18 protein-coding genes and 1 pseudogene are annotated in these 17,024 nt (G+C 29.5%); 5 read left to right on the top strand and 14 right to left on the bottom strand.

Annotated features, from left to right (window positions below):
- Positions 1–339: 339 nt before the first annotated feature.
- On the top strand, positions 340–1,242 hold the full coding sequence (locus JJE11_RS03240; protein ID WP_291632816.1) for an aromatic acid exporter family protein: 903 nt from the start codon (positions 340–342) through the stop codon (positions 1,240–1,242).
- Positions 1,243–1,317: 75 nt separating this feature from the next.
- On the opposite strand, the gene JJE11_RS03245 is transcribed toward JJE11_RS03240, so the two are convergent.
- Positions 1,318–2,181 (bottom strand): DegV family protein, encoded by an 864-nt coding sequence (locus JJE11_RS03245; RefSeq protein WP_291632817.1) that lies wholly within the window; start codon positions 2,179–2,181, stop codon positions 1,318–1,320.
- Between the two features lie 371 nt (positions 2,182–2,552).
- Here JJE11_RS03245 and JJE11_RS03250 point away from each other — a divergent pair, with 371 nt between their 5' ends.
- Positions 2,553–3,362, top strand: coding sequence for a hypothetical protein (locus JJE11_RS03250; RefSeq protein ID WP_291632818.1), 810 nt, complete (start codon positions 2,553–2,555; stop codon positions 3,360–3,362).
- A 75-nt stretch (positions 3,363–3,437) separates the two neighbouring features.
- Here the strand turns inward: JJE11_RS03250 and yfcE are convergent, their stop codons facing one another.
- Both yfcE and JJE11_RS03260 read right to left on the bottom strand, forming a co-directional pair.
- Positions 3,438–3,980 carry a phosphodiesterase gene (gene yfcE, locus JJE11_RS03255; RefSeq protein ID WP_291632819.1) on the bottom strand — a complete coding sequence of 181 codons (543 nt, stop codon included), beginning with the start codon at positions 3,978–3,980 and terminating at the stop codon, positions 3,438–3,440.
- 24 nt (positions 3,981–4,004) lie between these two features.
- Positions 4,005–5,507 carry a LexA family transcriptional regulator gene (locus JJE11_RS03260; protein ID WP_291632820.1) on the bottom strand — a complete coding sequence of 501 codons (1,503 nt, stop codon included), beginning with the start codon at positions 5,505–5,507 and terminating at the stop codon, positions 4,005–4,007.
- A gap of 240 nt (positions 5,508–5,747) precedes the next feature.
- On the opposite strand from JJE11_RS03260, the gene pdaA reads away from it, so the two are divergent.
- The gene (pdaA, locus tag JJE11_RS03265) at positions 5,748–6,656 is read left to right on the top strand and encodes a delta-lactam-biosynthetic de-N-acetylase (RefSeq protein ID WP_291632821.1); all 909 of its coding nucleotides are present in this window, start codon (positions 5,748–5,750) and stop codon (positions 6,654–6,656) included.
- Positions 6,657–6,743: 87 nt separating this feature from the next.
- Here the strand turns inward: pdaA and JJE11_RS03270 are convergent, their stop codons facing one another.
- The 4 genes and pseudogenes from JJE11_RS03270 to JJE11_RS03285 all read right to left on the bottom strand — a co-directional run bounded on the left by JJE11_RS03270 (position 6,744) and on the right by JJE11_RS03285 (position 8,551).
- Positions 6,744–7,190 (bottom strand): GNAT family N-acetyltransferase, encoded by a 447-nt coding sequence (locus JJE11_RS03270; protein WP_291632822.1) that lies wholly within the window; start codon positions 7,188–7,190, stop codon positions 6,744–6,746.
- A gap of 35 nt (positions 7,191–7,225) precedes the next feature.
- A pseudogene (locus tag JJE11_RS03275) lies at positions 7,226–7,525 on the bottom strand (TraX family protein); the annotation flags it as partial.
- 10 nt (positions 7,526–7,535) lie between these two features.
- Positions 7,536–7,940, bottom strand: coding sequence for a TraX family protein (locus tag JJE11_RS03280; protein WP_291632823.1), 405 nt, complete (start codon positions 7,938–7,940; stop codon positions 7,536–7,538).
- Positions 7,941–8,350: 410 nt separating this feature from the next.
- The gene (locus JJE11_RS03285; RefSeq protein ID WP_291632824.1) at positions 8,351–8,551 is read right to left on the bottom strand and encodes a hypothetical protein; all 201 of its coding nucleotides are present in this window, start codon (positions 8,549–8,551) and stop codon (positions 8,351–8,353) included.
- Positions 8,552–8,805: 254 nt separating this feature from the next.
- Here JJE11_RS03285 and JJE11_RS03290 point away from each other — a divergent pair, with 254 nt between their 5' ends.
- Positions 8,806–9,006 (top strand): hypothetical protein, encoded by a 201-nt coding sequence (locus tag JJE11_RS03290; protein ID WP_291632825.1) that lies wholly within the window; start codon positions 8,806–8,808, stop codon positions 9,004–9,006.
- Between the two features lie 34 nt (positions 9,007–9,040).
- On the opposite strand, the gene JJE11_RS03295 is transcribed toward JJE11_RS03290, so the two are convergent.
- The 5 genes from JJE11_RS03295 to JJE11_RS03315 form a co-directional block, all read right to left on the bottom strand.
- Positions 9,041–10,168, bottom strand: coding sequence for a DegT/DnrJ/EryC1/StrS aminotransferase family protein (locus tag JJE11_RS03295; protein WP_291632826.1), 1,128 nt, complete (start codon positions 10,166–10,168; stop codon positions 9,041–9,043).
- A 25-nt stretch (positions 10,169–10,193) separates the two neighbouring features.
- Complete coding sequence (locus JJE11_RS03300) at positions 10,194–11,372, bottom strand: DegT/DnrJ/EryC1/StrS aminotransferase family protein (protein WP_291632832.1); 1,179 nt, start codon at positions 11,370–11,372, stop codon at positions 10,194–10,196.
- 127 nt (positions 11,373–11,499) lie between these two features.
- A complete protein-coding gene (locus tag JJE11_RS03305) occupies positions 11,500–12,675 on the bottom strand; it encodes a MerR family transcriptional regulator (RefSeq protein ID WP_291632833.1) in 1,176 nt (391 codons plus the stop codon).
- A gap of 260 nt (positions 12,676–12,935) precedes the next feature.
- A complete protein-coding gene (locus JJE11_RS03310; RefSeq protein ID WP_291632827.1) occupies positions 12,936–13,415 on the bottom strand; it encodes a DMT family transporter in 480 nt (159 codons plus the stop codon).
- A 17-nt stretch (positions 13,416–13,432) separates the two neighbouring features.
- Positions 13,433–13,855 carry a DMT family transporter gene (locus tag JJE11_RS03315; protein ID WP_291632828.1) on the bottom strand — a complete coding sequence of 141 codons (423 nt, stop codon included), beginning with the start codon at positions 13,853–13,855 and terminating at the stop codon, positions 13,433–13,435.
- Between the two features lie 250 nt (positions 13,856–14,105).
- Here JJE11_RS03315 and JJE11_RS03320 point away from each other — a divergent pair, with 250 nt between their 5' ends.
- Positions 14,106–14,804, top strand: a complete 699-nt coding sequence (locus JJE11_RS03320; protein ID WP_291632829.1) for a cyclic nucleotide-binding domain-containing protein — start codon at positions 14,106–14,108, stop codon at positions 14,802–14,804.
- 162 nt (positions 14,805–14,966) lie between these two features.
- Here JJE11_RS03320 and JJE11_RS03325 read toward each other — a convergent pair whose 3' ends face one another.
- Together JJE11_RS03325 and JJE11_RS03330 are read right to left on the bottom strand one after the other, a co-directional pair.
- Positions 14,967–15,293, bottom strand: coding sequence for a hypothetical protein (locus JJE11_RS03325; protein ID WP_291632830.1), 327 nt, complete (start codon positions 15,291–15,293; stop codon positions 14,967–14,969).
- A 167-nt stretch (positions 15,294–15,460) separates the two neighbouring features.
- Entirely contained in the window at positions 15,461–16,906 is a 1,446-nt protein-coding gene (locus tag JJE11_RS03330; protein ID WP_291632831.1) for a DEAD/DEAH box helicase, read from the bottom strand.
- Positions 16,907–17,024 lie beyond the last annotated feature (118 nt).

Genomic DNA, 17,024 nt, shown 5'->3' on the forward strand with positions numbered 1-17,024 from the left:
GAATGTTTATTTTTTAAAAAAGTATAGCATGCAGTAGGTCTATTAAACTTACCCATAATTATTATTAAAAAAGTAAAGCACCAACAATTTGTTGGTGCTAATGTTTCACTTATTTCGGGACATTTTCAAAAATGCTTGACATGTAAAAATATATAAATCCATAATTTAGAATATAAATTCATGTATCCATTATTCAACTTATTTTTGTATACAAGTTAATTAAATATATTAGTTGTATATAAAAATAAGTTGAATCTTCTTGGAATATAGGGTAAAGTTATTACTTATATCTATTAATATTTATACTTCATAACGAAAGCATACTAAGGAGGTTATTACTTGAAAAAAATAGGAATGAGAAATATAAAAACTGCGATTTCAGTTTTTTTATGTATAATTATACTAAGAATTTTTCGCAATACATTTCCTTTTTATGCATGTATAGCTGCTGTAATTACAATGCAAAGCGCTGTACACCACTCCTTTACTACTGGAAAACATAGGATGATTGGTACTATTATAGGTGCAATTTTGGGATTAATATTCACACTTATAAGTCCTAGCAATGTATTCCTCACCAGCATAGGAATAGTATTTATAATTTACTTTTTGAATCTCTTTAACAGAATAAATTCTATTAATATCGCATGCATAGTTTTTTTGGCAATTATGACGAATCTTAAAGAAGGCACTCCTCTAGAGTATAGCTTCGCTAGAGTATTAGAAACTTTTATCGGAATATCCGTATCAGTTTTAATAAACTATCTTATATTCCCTCCTAAATATCTAGATAATTTAAATAAGGATGGGAACATTTTAATTGTTAATATTCTTGATATATCTAAAGGGATGCTTAAGTTCAATCAAGATATTAATCTTTCTAGCTTAAATATCCAAATATCCAATTTAGAAAAATCACTAGATTCATACTTAATTGAAATACAAAGCGAAAAAACCAAATGCCAACAAGTACTGAAAATTAATAAAGCTATAGATGCTTCAAAAACTGCTTATAATCACCTAGTTATAATAAATTCTTTAACCTCAACCAATTCTCCGCCAAATTGGTATTTCTCTGATAGTAACTGCGTTAAAATAAATGAATTATTACATGAAAATATACTTAGTTATTCTCACATAAGCACCGAAATAAATATAGTATTTAACTACCATGTTCAATATTTATTACAAGCATTAACAGATTTATCGACATTTCAGAAAGAAAGTAGCCCACTTCTATAGTGGAAGCCGTACTGCATATTTACATCACGACTTTGCTCAGTATATCTGACTTGTTATTTATTTTCATGAGCTTAATTAATTAGATAAATTCGACTCTGTATAGTACACAATGCCTAATGCTCCGGGTCCAACATGAGTTCCTATTACAGGTCCAATCGGCGCTATATCTACCTTTTTGCCAATACATTCTTCAATTATTTTTGCGAAAGCCAGTGCTCCTTCCACATCATTTATGTGGTGAATCGTTACCTCGCCCAGTCCATGTTTTGTTATGTCTTCAATGAACTTATCAATCATAGTTTGTATTGCACGTTTTTTAGTCCTTACTTTACCAAACAACTCTGTTTTTCCATTAACTACGGTAAGAATAGGCTTGATTTGAAAAATAGTACCCAGTAGCGCACTTGCACCACCTATTCTGCCACCTTTTTTCAGATATTCTAGGGTATCAGGTATAAACATAAATCTACTTCTTTTTATATTATCTTTAACTAAACTAACTACTTCCTCTATTACTCTTCCCTCTTGTGCTGCAATCGCTGCTGTTAACACTGCAAATCCCAATTGCATACAGTTTGATCTAGAATCTATAATTTCAATTAGTGCATTTGGATAATTTTCAATAATCATACTTTTTGCAAGGCATGCATTTGAATAAGTCCCACTCATATCTGAAGAAAGAAAAACACCAATCACTTCATTATTATCTCTTACATGTTTTTCTAATATTTTGTACATTTCATCTATTGACGGTTGTGATGAAGTTGGAATACATAAGCTCCTATCTAGTTTCTCGTAAAAGCTTTCATTTTCAATATGAATTTCCTTAAACTCTTCATTTTCAAAAATAACGCTTAATGAAGCTACAGAAATATCATATCTTCTCTTTAGCTCCTCACTTATATATGAGGTACTATCTGTTACTACTTTTATAGCCATTATCCATCCCTCACTTATCAATTATTAATTATATTATACTACAGTCTCCTTCTAAACAATACCCCAGAGGCACTCAGAAATACTCTTTACCTTTAACCATAATAAATGTAAAATATTCCACAAAACATTAAATTAATTTAAACTTCTACAAATACAACTTAAATATCTCTTCATATGTTATAATTAAAGTTAAAAAAGTAGGCATTTTAAAAGAGTAGGTGATTAAATAAATCAATGAGCTATTTCAGTTTAAATGAAATGAATAATTAATAAAATTTAGTCTTAAATATAATCATTATAAACAAAGGGAGGTGCTGCAGTAATATAGGTTAGATGGAGGCATTCCTTCCTATATTTGCAAGCAGGGAAATATGGATAAAGATGATCTAAACACTAAAGATAAACAAGCAAATAATGAAAACAGTGAAATTATAAATAAATTGTATTCAAATAACAACATCACACACACACACAACTCTAAAACTGAGTATAGTGAAAAGACTAAAATAAAAGGTGATGGAGAAAGTGAAAAATACATAAAAGAAATGCATGATTTAGCTGACAAAAACGAGTTTAAGAACAATTTAATTGTGGTAGGACTTGGCATAGTTATAGTGTCTATAATACTGTTTTCTGTTATAATGAATACCTCTATAATGAATTCCACCGTCGCTGTAGCTACTGATAAGATTGTTTCAATAGATACTAGCGATAGCTCCATTAAGCCTCTTGTAACTCCAAATAAAATTTATGAGTATTTGGATGTAGAAGAAAATAGAACAAACGTCCTGAATAAAGCGGTTGATTTAAACGCCGGAAGCAAAAATGGTATTACTGTATATCTCTTATCAGAAATTTTGAGATCTAATTCCATTAATATACCTGAGGGCACCTCTACTACTAATCAATTGGTAGATGATTTAACTTCCATGGACTGGAAAAAAAATACCGATTTCACTAAATTAGAAAAAGGAGATATATGTTTCACCACAGATATACCAGAAAAGCCTGGCGAACCCTCCCATGCATATGTATTTATGGGCTGGATTGAAGATGGTAAAACTGACTATGCCAATATTTGTGATGGACAAGTTCAGGAATACGATGCTATACTGCATGAACGAAATATATCTATTGCTACAAATCAAAAAGATAAATTCAGCTTTTTCCTTAGAAAATAAAAAAGTATATATTACTATTAATGCGTTCACTTCGCTAATAGTAATATATACTTTTTTTAAGCATAAAAACATTTTTTATAATAATATCTTTTTTATAACATTGCCCTCTAAATCTTTTATTTCGAATAAATTATCTTGGAGTATTGCATAAGAATTAGGGTTATCCTGCTTAGGTAACGAAACAGAACCTGGGTTTAATACATATATTTTGCCACTTTTTTTAGCTACAGGGAGATGAGTATGTCCAATTATTAAAACATCATTTTCGCTTAAATTTGGCAAGCTATCTTCGTTATATATGTGTCCATGAGTCAAAAATAATCTTCTATTATTATACAATATTATAGAATAATCAGACATCATTGGATACTCAATAAGCATTTGATCAACTTCACTATCACAGTTCCCTCTAACAGCTATTAACTTATCTTTATATCCATTCAAAAGACTTGCTACCTCCTGTGGATTGTACCCCTCTGGCAATGGATTTCTTGGACCATGATATAATGCATCTCCTAAAAGCACTATATAACTCGCTCCTTCTTCTTTATAACGGTCTATTGCCTTTTTTAAATAATATAAGGATCCATGTATGTCTGAAATAAAAAATATTTTCATTTCTTCAGAACTCCTCTCTAAAAATTAATTATTATGTTTTATAATTCCTATTGCTGTACCTATAATGTAAGTATCTTCACTATCTACTAGAATAGGCTTATATTTTTCATTTTCTGGCATAAGTAATACTCTATCCTTACTTATAGAAAGTCTTTTCAAAGTAGCGTTCCCACCTATGTCGACCGCTACGATATCTTTATTATTTGCAGCATTTTCCTGCCGTATTACTACATAATCTCCATCATCAATGTTAGCGCCAATCATACTGTCTCCTTTAACCTTCAAAATGAATGCATTTTTTACTCCCTTAAGCCAGCACTTTGGAATGTAAAAATTACCTTCTACTTCAGAATTAATAAGTATAGGCTCTCCCGCCGCTATATCACTATATACGGGTAGCTCCAATAATTCCTCATTTATATACTCATAATCGTCTTTTCCATCACTTACCAGAATATCTGATATTCTACTATAATCCCTCATAAATTCGTATGCTCTGTTATGTCTTATATCACAAAATTGAAAGTTCTCAAATGAATTAATGTCTACATTATTGTTGATTATACCCTTATGATTTTTTTGAAGGTTTTCTTGTGTTTTATAATTATTTTTAAACGACTGTGTTTTTATCTTTTCTCCTAGAGGTTTTGCATTAACTCTTTTCCCCTTTATCATCCAAGAATTAATATTGTGAGGCTTATCAATATCAACAAGAAACATCATGCTAGAATAAGATTTTTCATTAAATAATGCATTAACAAACTCTACCTGTACCTTTGTTAAATTGTTACTTGTATCAATTATAATATGAGAATACTTGTCCAACAAATTGGCTTTTGCCATTTTTAGGGCGTATATATCACTATCTTCTTCATCAATTAAATTCTCAGCACTAAGCGTCTCATTATAAGTAAGCATAAGCTGAAATATCGCTTCCCTAGCAGTAGAATTTTTAAGAATTCTTTGAGGTCCTTGCCCTTTTTCGCATTTTCTTCCAGTTCTATTTGCTTGTAAATATAATTGAGCTTTTAAGTAGTTGCAACTTTTAATCCACTTCACTTCTTCTATAAAAAATTGGACCCAGTCAGTATGTAATATTCTTAGCCTCGGATAAATGTTTTTTATCTTCAATATGCTATTCTTCATAATTCTATTTTTTTTATTATTTTCTACAATTAGTTGGTCTTTAAATTTATATTTATTCTTATATTCTAAAAAATATCTATGTAAAATGCTATCTAATGTAACCACATAAAATTTTCTTTCACTATTAGAAAATAAAGTTAAATAATCAAACCTAGTTTCTTCTTCTGCCATGATATATTTATTTTCAATATAATCTATATCCTTATCCTCAGACACTAACATTAATATTTTATCTTCTTCATATAAACAATAGTTATTTTTCAAATAAAGACTTCTATAAATGGCTGAAGTTGTTTTACCCGAACCTTGAATCCCTCTTACTAAGTTATATCTTGAGGGTTTGCTATGAATCACTTTTTGCTGCTCTATGCTTAAATTCATTTTGTCACCTCCACTGTACACACTAATAGTATACATTAATATTAAACTAAAAGTATGATTTTTCTATAATTACTTATACTATGATGATTTTATTAATTTTCATAAATATAAAAAATATTTATAAAAATTACCAACGGCACAATATTAAATTTTTGAATATATGCACACATTAACAGAGCATACTAATATATAGCTTGATTTATTGGATTATACAATTTGAATGAAATAGAGGTGATTAGTGTGAAAGGAAAGGTATTAAATATAATTGTTGCTTCAGTGCTTTTTGTTAACTGTTTTTCTACTATTGTTAACAGCAAAGAATTAACAAATTATCCAATTAACAAAGCTAGAAATGAAACTGAATATTCTAACCAGGATTATACAAAAACACCTTCAATAGTTAATTTTTTTAAAAGTGTCTTTAGTAATAATGAATCTCAAGATGGATTAAGTACTAAAGAATATAATTGGTATTTCCAACCTCGTAATGACAATACTCCACCTGAAGGCCCTAAAGAAACCACTCAATTAATATCAAACTATGGCTGTTATTATTTAGGAGATACATCTAAAAAAGTATTGTATCTAACTTTTGACGAAGGCTATGAAGCCGGATATACTGCTACAATTTTAGATGTTTTAAAAAAGCATAATGTAAAAGCAGCATTTTTTGTTGTAAAACCCTATATTACTTTTAACCCTGAATTAATTAAAAGAATGGTTAGTGACGGCCATTTAGTTTGCAACCATAGCGATCACCATCCTTCAATGGCTTCTATAAAAGATGAAGAAAAATTCAATAAAGAACTATCTGCTGTAGAAGAAGCCTATGAAAATGTTACTCAAAAAAAGATATCCAAATATTTCAGACCTCCAATGGGTAAATATAGTGAATTATCTTTACAATACACTAAAAATTATGGTTATAAAACTATATTCTGGAGTTTTGCTTACATGGATTGGATCACTACTAAACAACCATCCCATGAAGCTGCAACAAAACGTATTATGCAAAGAACCCATAATGGTGGGATTATGTTACTACATGCAGTATCTAAAACCAATGCAGAAATACTAGATGGCGTAATCACAGAATGGGAAAACCAAGGATATGCGCTGAAAAGTTTAGATGAATTGCCTGCTAAATGAGTTATACATTTATAGCTTATCAACCCCTACCTATATATAGATAGGTAGGGGTTGATTTGTGACTTTTAATTTGAATTTATTAACATATTAAAGGTTCGTATATAACATTTCTACATGTGGAATGTCATCTTCTAAATACACATCGGTAACTTTCACAAATCCTAAGCTTGAATAAAAATTTAGTAAATATTCTTGTGCTGAAATCCTAATAATCTTTTCATTAAGATTGTTTTCAATAAATTCTATTGCTCTTAGCATCATTTGTTTTGCCAACCCTTTAGCACGATATTCCTTATTAGTTAGCACTCTTCCTATAGATGTCTCATTGTAAGAAACGCCCTTCTCTAAAATTCTTAAATATGCAAAAATTTTTTCGTTTTCTGTAGCAAATAAATGATAAGATTTTCTATCTTTACCATCACAATCTTCATAAATGCATTTCTGCTCTACAACAAAGACTTCGCTTCTAATTTTTAAAATTTCATATAATTCATCACTGCTTAAATCATTAAACTCTTTTATTTCCCATTTCATGGCTCTCCTCCTATTCAAGATATATATCTATAATATTAAATAAAAATTTTTATTAATCCTATTATTAATAAATGTACTGGGTAAAAAGCATAAAAAAAATATTTTAAGTCTGTGCCCTTCTTTCCATTATACTTAAAAATAAAAATTAATGCGAGTATCGATAATGCTTGAATAAACCAGCCTATCTCGATTACTGCACCCGGAAATCTATACATATAGAATAAAATTTGTGATGCATTAAATAATAAATATACAAAAGCTTGAAATATAACTGTTTTAATTTTACTATCTCTAAAAACATAAAATATAAGAATCATGGCAACTCCGTAGATTCCATAATCTGTACTAAATTAATGCACATACAGCTATTATTTTACCAATTGTTGACTCTCCTATATCCCATATATGTATTGCTATTAACCCAATCGCTAAAGTAAAGAAAATGTTTAAATGTGCGTATGGACTCCCTACAAAAAAAATTATAAAATCCGAAAAATTACGGATACTAATGTTTTCACTAAAAGCTAATGAAAATGGTATTTGAGATATAACTGCAAATATCATCAGCCTGTATAAATATTTGGAAAACGAATTTGTTTTAGAATACCCTATTGCAATTAAATAAGCAAATATAGGAAATGATAATCTTCCTATCATTCTTAAAACTATAACCTTTGGAAAAAGTGCTGCCCCTATGTGGTCAATTAGCATTAATAAAATTGCAATAATTTTCAACATGCTAGTTGTCATGTATATCACCTCCAATAAATACTTGTATATTACTTTAACTTATTTATAAATTATACCATTTATCCGTTGTTACATCACTGTGTTCTTACTTTAATATTATTACAAAGCATAAAAATTCCTGAACTCTCTGAGTTCAGGAATTTCTTTACTTTTTAGGTCCTTTGTTTTTTTGGTCTTTTTTACCACTGTTCTTACCAGTGTTCTTGGTTGTAGCACCCTTACTTTTATCCTTATCTGGCATAATATATACCCCCTTGTTTTGATATCCTTTTTTTTTAGGTAACATAACAATTATTAATAGGTATTTCTTTTTTAGCTAAAATTCCTCAACATTGTTAACTTTAATAATAGTGATTGTTGTAAATAATATGCTAAATACAATTAAAAAGACCATAATAAATGAATTATTTTTATTTACCAGATTCGTTTTTTCCGTAAATCTTATGCAAAATCAAATCATATTGTCCTAATTTATCCGCTAACATGTGCCAATTCTTATGTTCAGCATTCGATACATTTACTTGATTGGTCTCTACATTTTTAAGTCTCATACTAATATCTTTAATATCCTTTTGCATTTGTATTAACATTTCTTTTATTTCGTTATCCATATTTTCTCCTTTTCAGCTTATGTCTTATATATAAATCTATTATACATTTTTTTTAATAAGAGTATATCACTTACCCATAAGTTTCATATACTATAATTAATATAGATAATTTTTAGGGGGCATTTATTATAATTAAAGCAATAAATTTAAGTTACCCAAGAATTGCCTTAGTAAATAGCATTAATAATACCATCTTCGAAGCTAAACTAAAAGACATTCAATTTAGAAAAGCCCCAGCTGTAATAGGTTTTGTAATGAGCGGTATAATACTAAAGCAAGATTGTGTATATGCTAGAGATACCGCACAACAAGGTATAGAAATTATTAATCTTGTAAGTATACTTGGACCTCCAATAATGCTTACAGTAGCAGAAATGTTTAAGGTAAGGGCTTATATAAGAATGTACATTAAAAATTTAAAATTAGTTACGATAAAAAACGACAAGCAATTATAACCTTGTCGTTTTTTCTATTTATGATTTTTTCAAATTAATTGTATTTTTTATAGAATTTTTTTATTGTTTCACAAACAAATTCTACTTCTTCCTCAGTTATCTCTGGGTATATTGGAAGTGCAATAATACTATCGCATATCCTTTCAGCTACTGGGAAATCACCTTTTTTGTATCCTAAATATTCAAAACACTTTTGAAGATGAAGTGGAATTGGATAATAAATGCTACTTCCTATTTGGTTTGCTTTTAAGTATTCTGAAAGTTCATTTCTTCTTTCAGCTAATACATTAAACACATAATAAACAGATTTTTGATTTCCTTTAATTTTAGGTATTTTAATAAATTCACACTCTTGTAATCTTTCCATATATAATTTTGCAATATGATCTCTCTTTTTAATTGAATCATTTATATATTTGATTTTCACTTGTAATATAGATGCTTGAATTGCATCCAGTCTTGAATTATATCCAAGATAATCATAGTGATATTTCTTAGAAGCTCCATGAACTCTGTACATTTTAGCAAGACTTGCCAAGTTTTCATCATTGGTTACAATCATACCTGCATCGCCATATGCTCCTAGAGTTTTTGTTGGGAAGAATGAGAAAACCCCAAAGTCACCTATAGTGCCTGCATGTCTAAAGTCTTCTCCATTACCTTTCCATCTCATACCAAAAGATTCCGCAGAGTCTTCTAACACTTTTAATTTATGTCTGCCGGCTATATCCATAATTTTATCCATATCACCCATTTGTGAAAACAAATGGATTGGAATGATTCCTACTGTGTCCACTGTTATTTTTTCTTCTATTTTATTTGCATCTATGCTAAAAGTTTCTTCATCAATGTCTACAAATACAGGTTTTGCTCCATTTTTTGCAATACAAGATGAGGAAGCTAGGAATGTAAAAGGTGAAGTTATTACTTCCTTGCCCTCTTTAAAACCCAACATGTCAGAAGCCATCACTAAGCCATCTGTTCCTGATGCAACACCAATTGCATATTTAGCACCAGTAAATTCTTTAACTGCTTCTTCAAAGTCAGTTACCTCTTTACCAAGCATTGATACTCCTCTTTCCATAAGTCCTAGAACAGCATTGTCGAATTCTGATTTTTTCTCCTGATATTCTCTTGTAGGTGTATAAAATTTAACTTCCATGGTATAACCTCCGATTTAATATTTATTATTTAGATATTATCATTTCAACGCATTTTATCACTTCACGAACCACATACTCTGCATCTTCGAGCTTTAGTGTTGAATATACCGGAAGTGTTATTTCATTAGCATACTGATTATATGAATTTGGATAATCCTTTATAGAATAGCCAAGATTCTTATAAAGTGTAAACATTGGTAATGGCGTAAAGTGAACATTAGTAGCTATGCCAATATCCGCAAGTTTTTGTATTAATTCATCTCTTTGTGCTTCTTTAAATCCTTTTAGCCTTAATGGATATAGATGATATGATGTTTCTTTATTTTCATCCTTTGTGAAAGGAATAATCGCCCACGGTTTAATTGTAAGATCTTTAGTATACACATCAAAAATAGCTTTTCTTTTTGTAAGCATTCCTTCATATCTTTGAAGTTGTGCTAGGCCCATAGCTGCATTAATATCTGTCATATTACATTTCATTCCATCTGTTATAACATCATATTTCCAAGCTCCTGCCTTCATTTTAGCCAAAGCATCCTTTGACTGACCTTGAAGAGAAGTTATTTTAAACTCTTTCAATAAATCTTCCTTGCCTTTAAAATTATTGTCATTGAAGGTAATTGCTCCACCTTCTGCTGTAGTTAAATTTTTTACTGCATGGAAGGAGAAAACATTAAAATCAGCCTGCGCTCCAACTTTTTCTCCTTTGTATATTGCTCCAAAGGAATGAGCTGAATCTGATATAAATATAATATCTTCCCTATTTTTCTCCTTAAGCACTGCTTTTATAGCATCATAATCTACAGGCACCCCTGCAAAATCCACAGTAATTATTGCTTTCGTCTTAGGTGTAATTGCCATAGCTAATTTTTGTTCATCTATTAAAAAACTATTTTCTTTAACATCTACAAAAGTTGGTTTAATTCCTCTATGAAGTATTACATTTGAAGTAGCTACATAAGTATAAGGTGTTGTAATAACTTCGTCACCCTCGCAAATGTTATAAACTTTTAATATAAGTTCTAAGCCTGCACTTGCATTTGCAAGTGCTACTGCATTGTTAGCATCACAATACTTAGCAACTTTGTCTTCAAACTCCTTAGTCTTAGGTCCTGTTGTAATCCACCCTGAATCTAGAGCCTCCATTACAAGCTTTTTCTCCGCATCTGTTATATCTGGTGGTGAAAAGGGAATATTTTTTATTTTCATGTGAATCCTACCTTTCAAATTAAATTTTACTTTAAAGTTAACTATCATCTTATTATTTTTTACTGAATTTATATAATTAAACAACAAAAGCTAAAAAAATATAATATACAAGAGATTTAAGTTATGGACTTTTGCGTCCCTTAAAAAATCCCGTATCCTTAGTTATATAAATTTCACCTTCTGTAGCAATTTTTCCTTTTAAATATTTGTTAAGTTCTTGGAGTCTTTCACTATTAAAACTTTCTCGTACATTACCTGGCATTGAAAAAATATAATCAACAATAGGCCATATTTCAGTTACAATTAAGCTATCCTCATACCTTTTCATTGCTATATTAGAAAACCATTTTTTTAACTTTCCCTCACCATTTTCAAGCCTAAATCTTGAAGTAATATCCGAACTTTTAATATCCATCGTTTCTGATTCAAACTTAAGCATTATATCTCTAATTTCAATCATATGATTTTGTCCAACAGTTGAGCAATAAAGATATCCACCTGGCTTTAATACTCTATATATTTCCGACAATGCGTTTTCAATATTTTCCACATGATAAAGCATATGGTTTGCGATAACAATGTCAAAACTACAATCATCATAAGGTATACTCTCAGCATCTATAATTTGGAACTTAAAATCATCCGCTTTTTTTCCGAGGGTTACCTTAGCATCATTTAGCATTCCTTTAGAAAAATCACTTAAAGTAATATCTAAGCCCTTTGGAATTCTATTTTTGTTTTTCTTCCATAAATTAGCGTCTCCACATCCAATCTCAAGAAGTGTGCACTGCTCTGGCAAATTTAATTCATCAAAATACCATCTCATCCATCCATATTTATTTACACTGAACATCTCATGAATGTTTATCCTTGCTCTTAAGTTTGATGCATTTTCATACTGTTCAAGCAATTTTTTATCCGAATTAATCACATTAATAATATTGGTAAACTTATCCCAACTTATATCTTCTTTATTTTCCATGTCAATTGCTTCATCTATGGCCTTGATTACCATGAAAGTATGTTGAACTCTTTGTTTCATGATCTTTTTTTGTATTTCTAGAGATTTCACGAAATTTCTATCAGTAACATCACTTTGTGCTATTTTTTTAATATCCTCAAGAGAAAAACCAATAAACTTTAATGTTAAAATTTGTTGAAGCCTTGCAAAGTCCTGATTACTATACAATCTGTGCCCTGCCTCGCTATATGAACTAGGCTTCATTAAATCTATTTTATCATAATACCTAAGTGTTCTTAATGTGACACCCGCCTTTTCTGCAAATTCACCAATCATGAAAAAATGTGATTCATTATTGTTCAATGTGATCACCCCTTATGAAACTTAGATGGTAAATATGTTTAGATTTATCCTTCTTTAACCATTTTAACACATTACGTTACGTCATGTGCAATAGTTATATTAAAATATTACAGATTTTTTTTATAGCTCTCTGAAGATACTCCCACTCTCTTCTTAAATGCTCTAAAAAACTAGAAGAGCTTATATGTGTGTATTCACAAGAAGAAGTATTAAAAAACTAAGTGATTATGAGGTTATCTCTCAGAATTACTTAGTTTTTGTTGCGGTTTATTATCAATCAATTCTTTCTTTTCAACATTAGAATTATAAATTAGTCCTAGGAGAATCAATAATCCACCAATGATTTTTCCTTTTGTAACAAAACCAACTCTGAAATAATCAATCAATATACCTGTAAAAAGTTGACCTATAAATATAAGCAGAGTAGTATAAATGACAGGAATTTTAGGAATTACAATGTTAGAACTTGTAACAACCATTACTCCTAGTAGTCCCCCTAGAAGAGCCCATATTGGTATTTTATTAAAACTACTAAAAGATAAGTTAACAGAATTTCTCACTATTATTATCAATAATATGGTACTACTTAATCCTACTATATAGTTTATAAGTGTTCCTTGAAGAGTACCTATTTTTTCAGCTAGATGTGAATTTATAATCATAGATATTATAGTAATACAACCACCAAAAACTGCTAAAATTATATATAACATATTTTTCCTCCTCTAACCTAATATCTTATCATTATAACTAATCCAGATAATATTATAAAAAATCCAATAATTTTTTTCTTTTTAAATCTATAAATATTAAGACTAAATAGCCCATAATGATCTATAAAACAAGCTAATACCAGTTGTCCAAAAATCCCTAAGGATAGTGTTAAAGAAGCTCCAAGGTAATTGAAGCATAAATTATTTAAAAAAACCATCAAAACCCCTATTAACCCAGCACTGAATAAATAAATTGGTATGTTTTGGATCTGTCTTAATTTTTCTTTTTTTAATAATAGAATAATAATTAAAGCAATAAGTCCCACTATATGAATTATTAATATTGATACATATTGATCTGTATAATTTGACAAAACTCCATTAAAAGTCACCATTATGGCAATTAATATGCCTATAAATACCGCAGATGCTTTATACATTTACTTTCCCCCATTCTTTATTTGAATGTACTTATTCCTTTTTTATAAGATTAACATAAAAATTTGTAGTTCTATATGACACATGTCATATTTTTTTTGAATTTACTTATGCAAAACTATAATAAACAATTATAATAATACTAAAAGGAAAATCATTAATTGATTTCTCTAAAAGAGAATTACAGAAAAAATAACAATTAACAATTAATAATTAATAGCTCCCTCAAACAACTACAAGGAGGAACATTTAATGAAACGTATAAATAATCAACTTAAATTAAATCATTATATAAAAAAGTACAATATCAAAGATTTTTTCGAAATAGATATGAAAAAATATATGGAGCTGCATACTTTTGATAAAGGGAGTCACCTTGTGAAAACAAATGAGCCAATGGATTATTTTTATTTCTTGGTTGAAGGTAAGATAAAGGTATATACTATCCTTAAAAACGGTAAATCTCTACTTTTTCGATTATATAAACCCTTAAATATAATTGGCGATGTAGAATTTATTGATTGTGACACAGCTAATTCAAACATTGAAGCAATCAGTGAATGCTTGTGCATTGGGATATCTATTAGTAATATAAGAAAATATGCTGTTAATGATCCAACTTTTCTAAAATGCATGTGTACGAGCCTTGGCAAAAAATTTATTAGTTCCTCCATAGCTAGTTCAATAAATATCCTGTATCCCCTAGAAAATAGATTATCTAGTTATCTACTCGCTATTGCGCCAGAAAATAGTAAACTTTCTAACTTAGCTGGTGGAATAATAACAGATAATTTTACAGAAATGGCCGATTTGCTTGGAACAAGTTACAGACACTTAATTAGAACCATAAATAAATTATGCGATAAAAAGATAATAAAGAAAGAAAAAAACTCCATTACAATCCTAAATATAAACGCATTAGAAAAGCTTGCAGGAGATTTGTACAAATAAATAAAAGGGTGTATCTTTCTATAATTTCATTCTCTTAGGCGCATGAAAATAAATAACTAGTCAAAGATGCGACGGATATTTCGCGAAAGACAAAGAGACAGAACCCGTTGATAGTTACTATCAGCGGGTTCTGTCGATGAAGTATGACTCAAAATAGCAATGCTATTTTATTCCATTCATTTTACCCTTTAGGGCCTTAACGCGTCCATTCACATAATTGGTAAGTTCACGCATATTGTCTTTTATATCATTCGGGGCACTAGTAACCATAGTGATTATATCCAATTTGTTACCTTTTATTTCTTTAGCAACTTCATAAGCTAAGCGCATATTTTTCATTTTCCAATAAGTAACATTAAATTGATCTGCTTGGCGTTTATTATAATATCCCTTTTCAATACCAAACTGAAATAAATCTGCTGCTGATTCTAATTCCTCTAAATCTTCGGCCTCTAAAGTCTCATTAACTAAATCTTTAAATGTTTTCATTATTGCACTCCTTTTTAACAGATAATATTATTTATAGTTTATATTATTATTGATATATTTAATATTACCTAGTTGTTTATTTTTAGAAAGTCACGCTTGACCAAATCTTTTCCACAACTTTTATATCTTAACACATAACGATGATTATTTAAATTATATTTCTCAAATTACTTGTTTGCTTTTTCTACCCTAATAGATTTCCCTTTTATTGTTCCATTCTTAAGGGCTTCTAATACTAGCATGCCTTTCCCACCCATGATATCTACATGAGAGAAACTATCTTGAATATCTATAATACCTACATCATCTGCACTAATACCTTCAATATTGCAAATAGTTCCTACAATATCTACATTTCTTATTTTTTTCTTTTTACCTGCGCTGATATATAATTTCATTATATCACTACTAAAATTAGATGCTTTAGTCTTTTTAATGATAGGTTTAGCATCATTTTTTTCGTAAAACGCATCCTTGTATGGCTCAGATTCTTCCTTTGACGGAATTGGCCTTTTAGGTATCTCCATACCAATATAGTTTTCTATGTTTTGTAAAAATCTTTTTTCATGATGGGTTGTAAAAGTTACAGCTTTCCCCTTTTTACCAGCGCGTCCTGTTCTTCCAATTCTATGCACGTAATTTTCTTTTTCGAGGGGTAAATCATAATTTATAATATGAGTTATATCTTCCACGTCTATCCCTCTAGCAGCAACATCTGTAGCTACTAAAAATCTAAATTCACCTTTTTTAAATTTATCCATAGCATTTAATCTATCATTTTGAAGCATACCTCCATGTATCTTAATACATGAATAATGACGATTTTTCATCTGACTCGTTATGGCATCAACATTTTCTTTTGTTCTACAAAATACTATACATGAATCTGGATTTTCAATATAAAGTGTTCTCTTAAGCAAACTGAGTTTCTTATCTTCCTCTACTTCATAACATACTTGATCAATTTTTTCCACGGTTAATTTTTCAGGATTTATTTCTATTTTAACAGGTTTCACCATGTATTTCATGCAAATTGCTTCAATAGATTCTGGTATTGTAGCTGAAAATAACATTGTAATTCTATTTTTAGGAACAGCCTTAATAACCGCCTCTACTTGTTCTATAAATCCCATACTAAGCATTTCATCTGCTTCATCCAATATTAAATATTTTATCTTATTTAAATTAATTGTGCCTCTTTCAATATGATCTAAAGTTCTCCCTGGTGTACCAACTACTACGTGTACTCTTTGCTTTAACTGTTGCTTTTGCATTTCGATAGGTTGTTTACCAAAAACAGCTATTGCTCTAACTTTCTTGTACCTACCTATCTGCGTTATATCCTGACTTACTTGAAGGGCTAGTTCTCTAGTAGGTGACAATACTAATGCTTGAGGCTCTGTTTCCTCTATATCAATACTCTCGCAAAGTGGAATGGCAAAAGCTGCAGTTTTCCCACTACCTGTTTGTGATCTTACTATGATGTCTTTACCTTCAAGCGCTATAGGTATTACAGCTGCTTGAACCTCTGAAGGATTTTTATATCCCAAATTAACAATTGCTTTTAATATTTCTTTACTAATATTAAATTCCTCAAATTTTATGTTACTCATTTTAACTTCCTCTCTTTGTTTCATATATAATTTTAAGCATAACTTAAATATATTTTTAACTCATAAGTTTATATTATACCATGTTTAGTCACATAATTTCTATTAAAAATTTTATTAA

Source organism: Clostridium sp., from assembly GCF_016650095.1.
Taxonomy (GTDB): Bacteria; Bacillota; Clostridia; order Clostridiales; family Clostridiaceae; genus Clostridium_AD.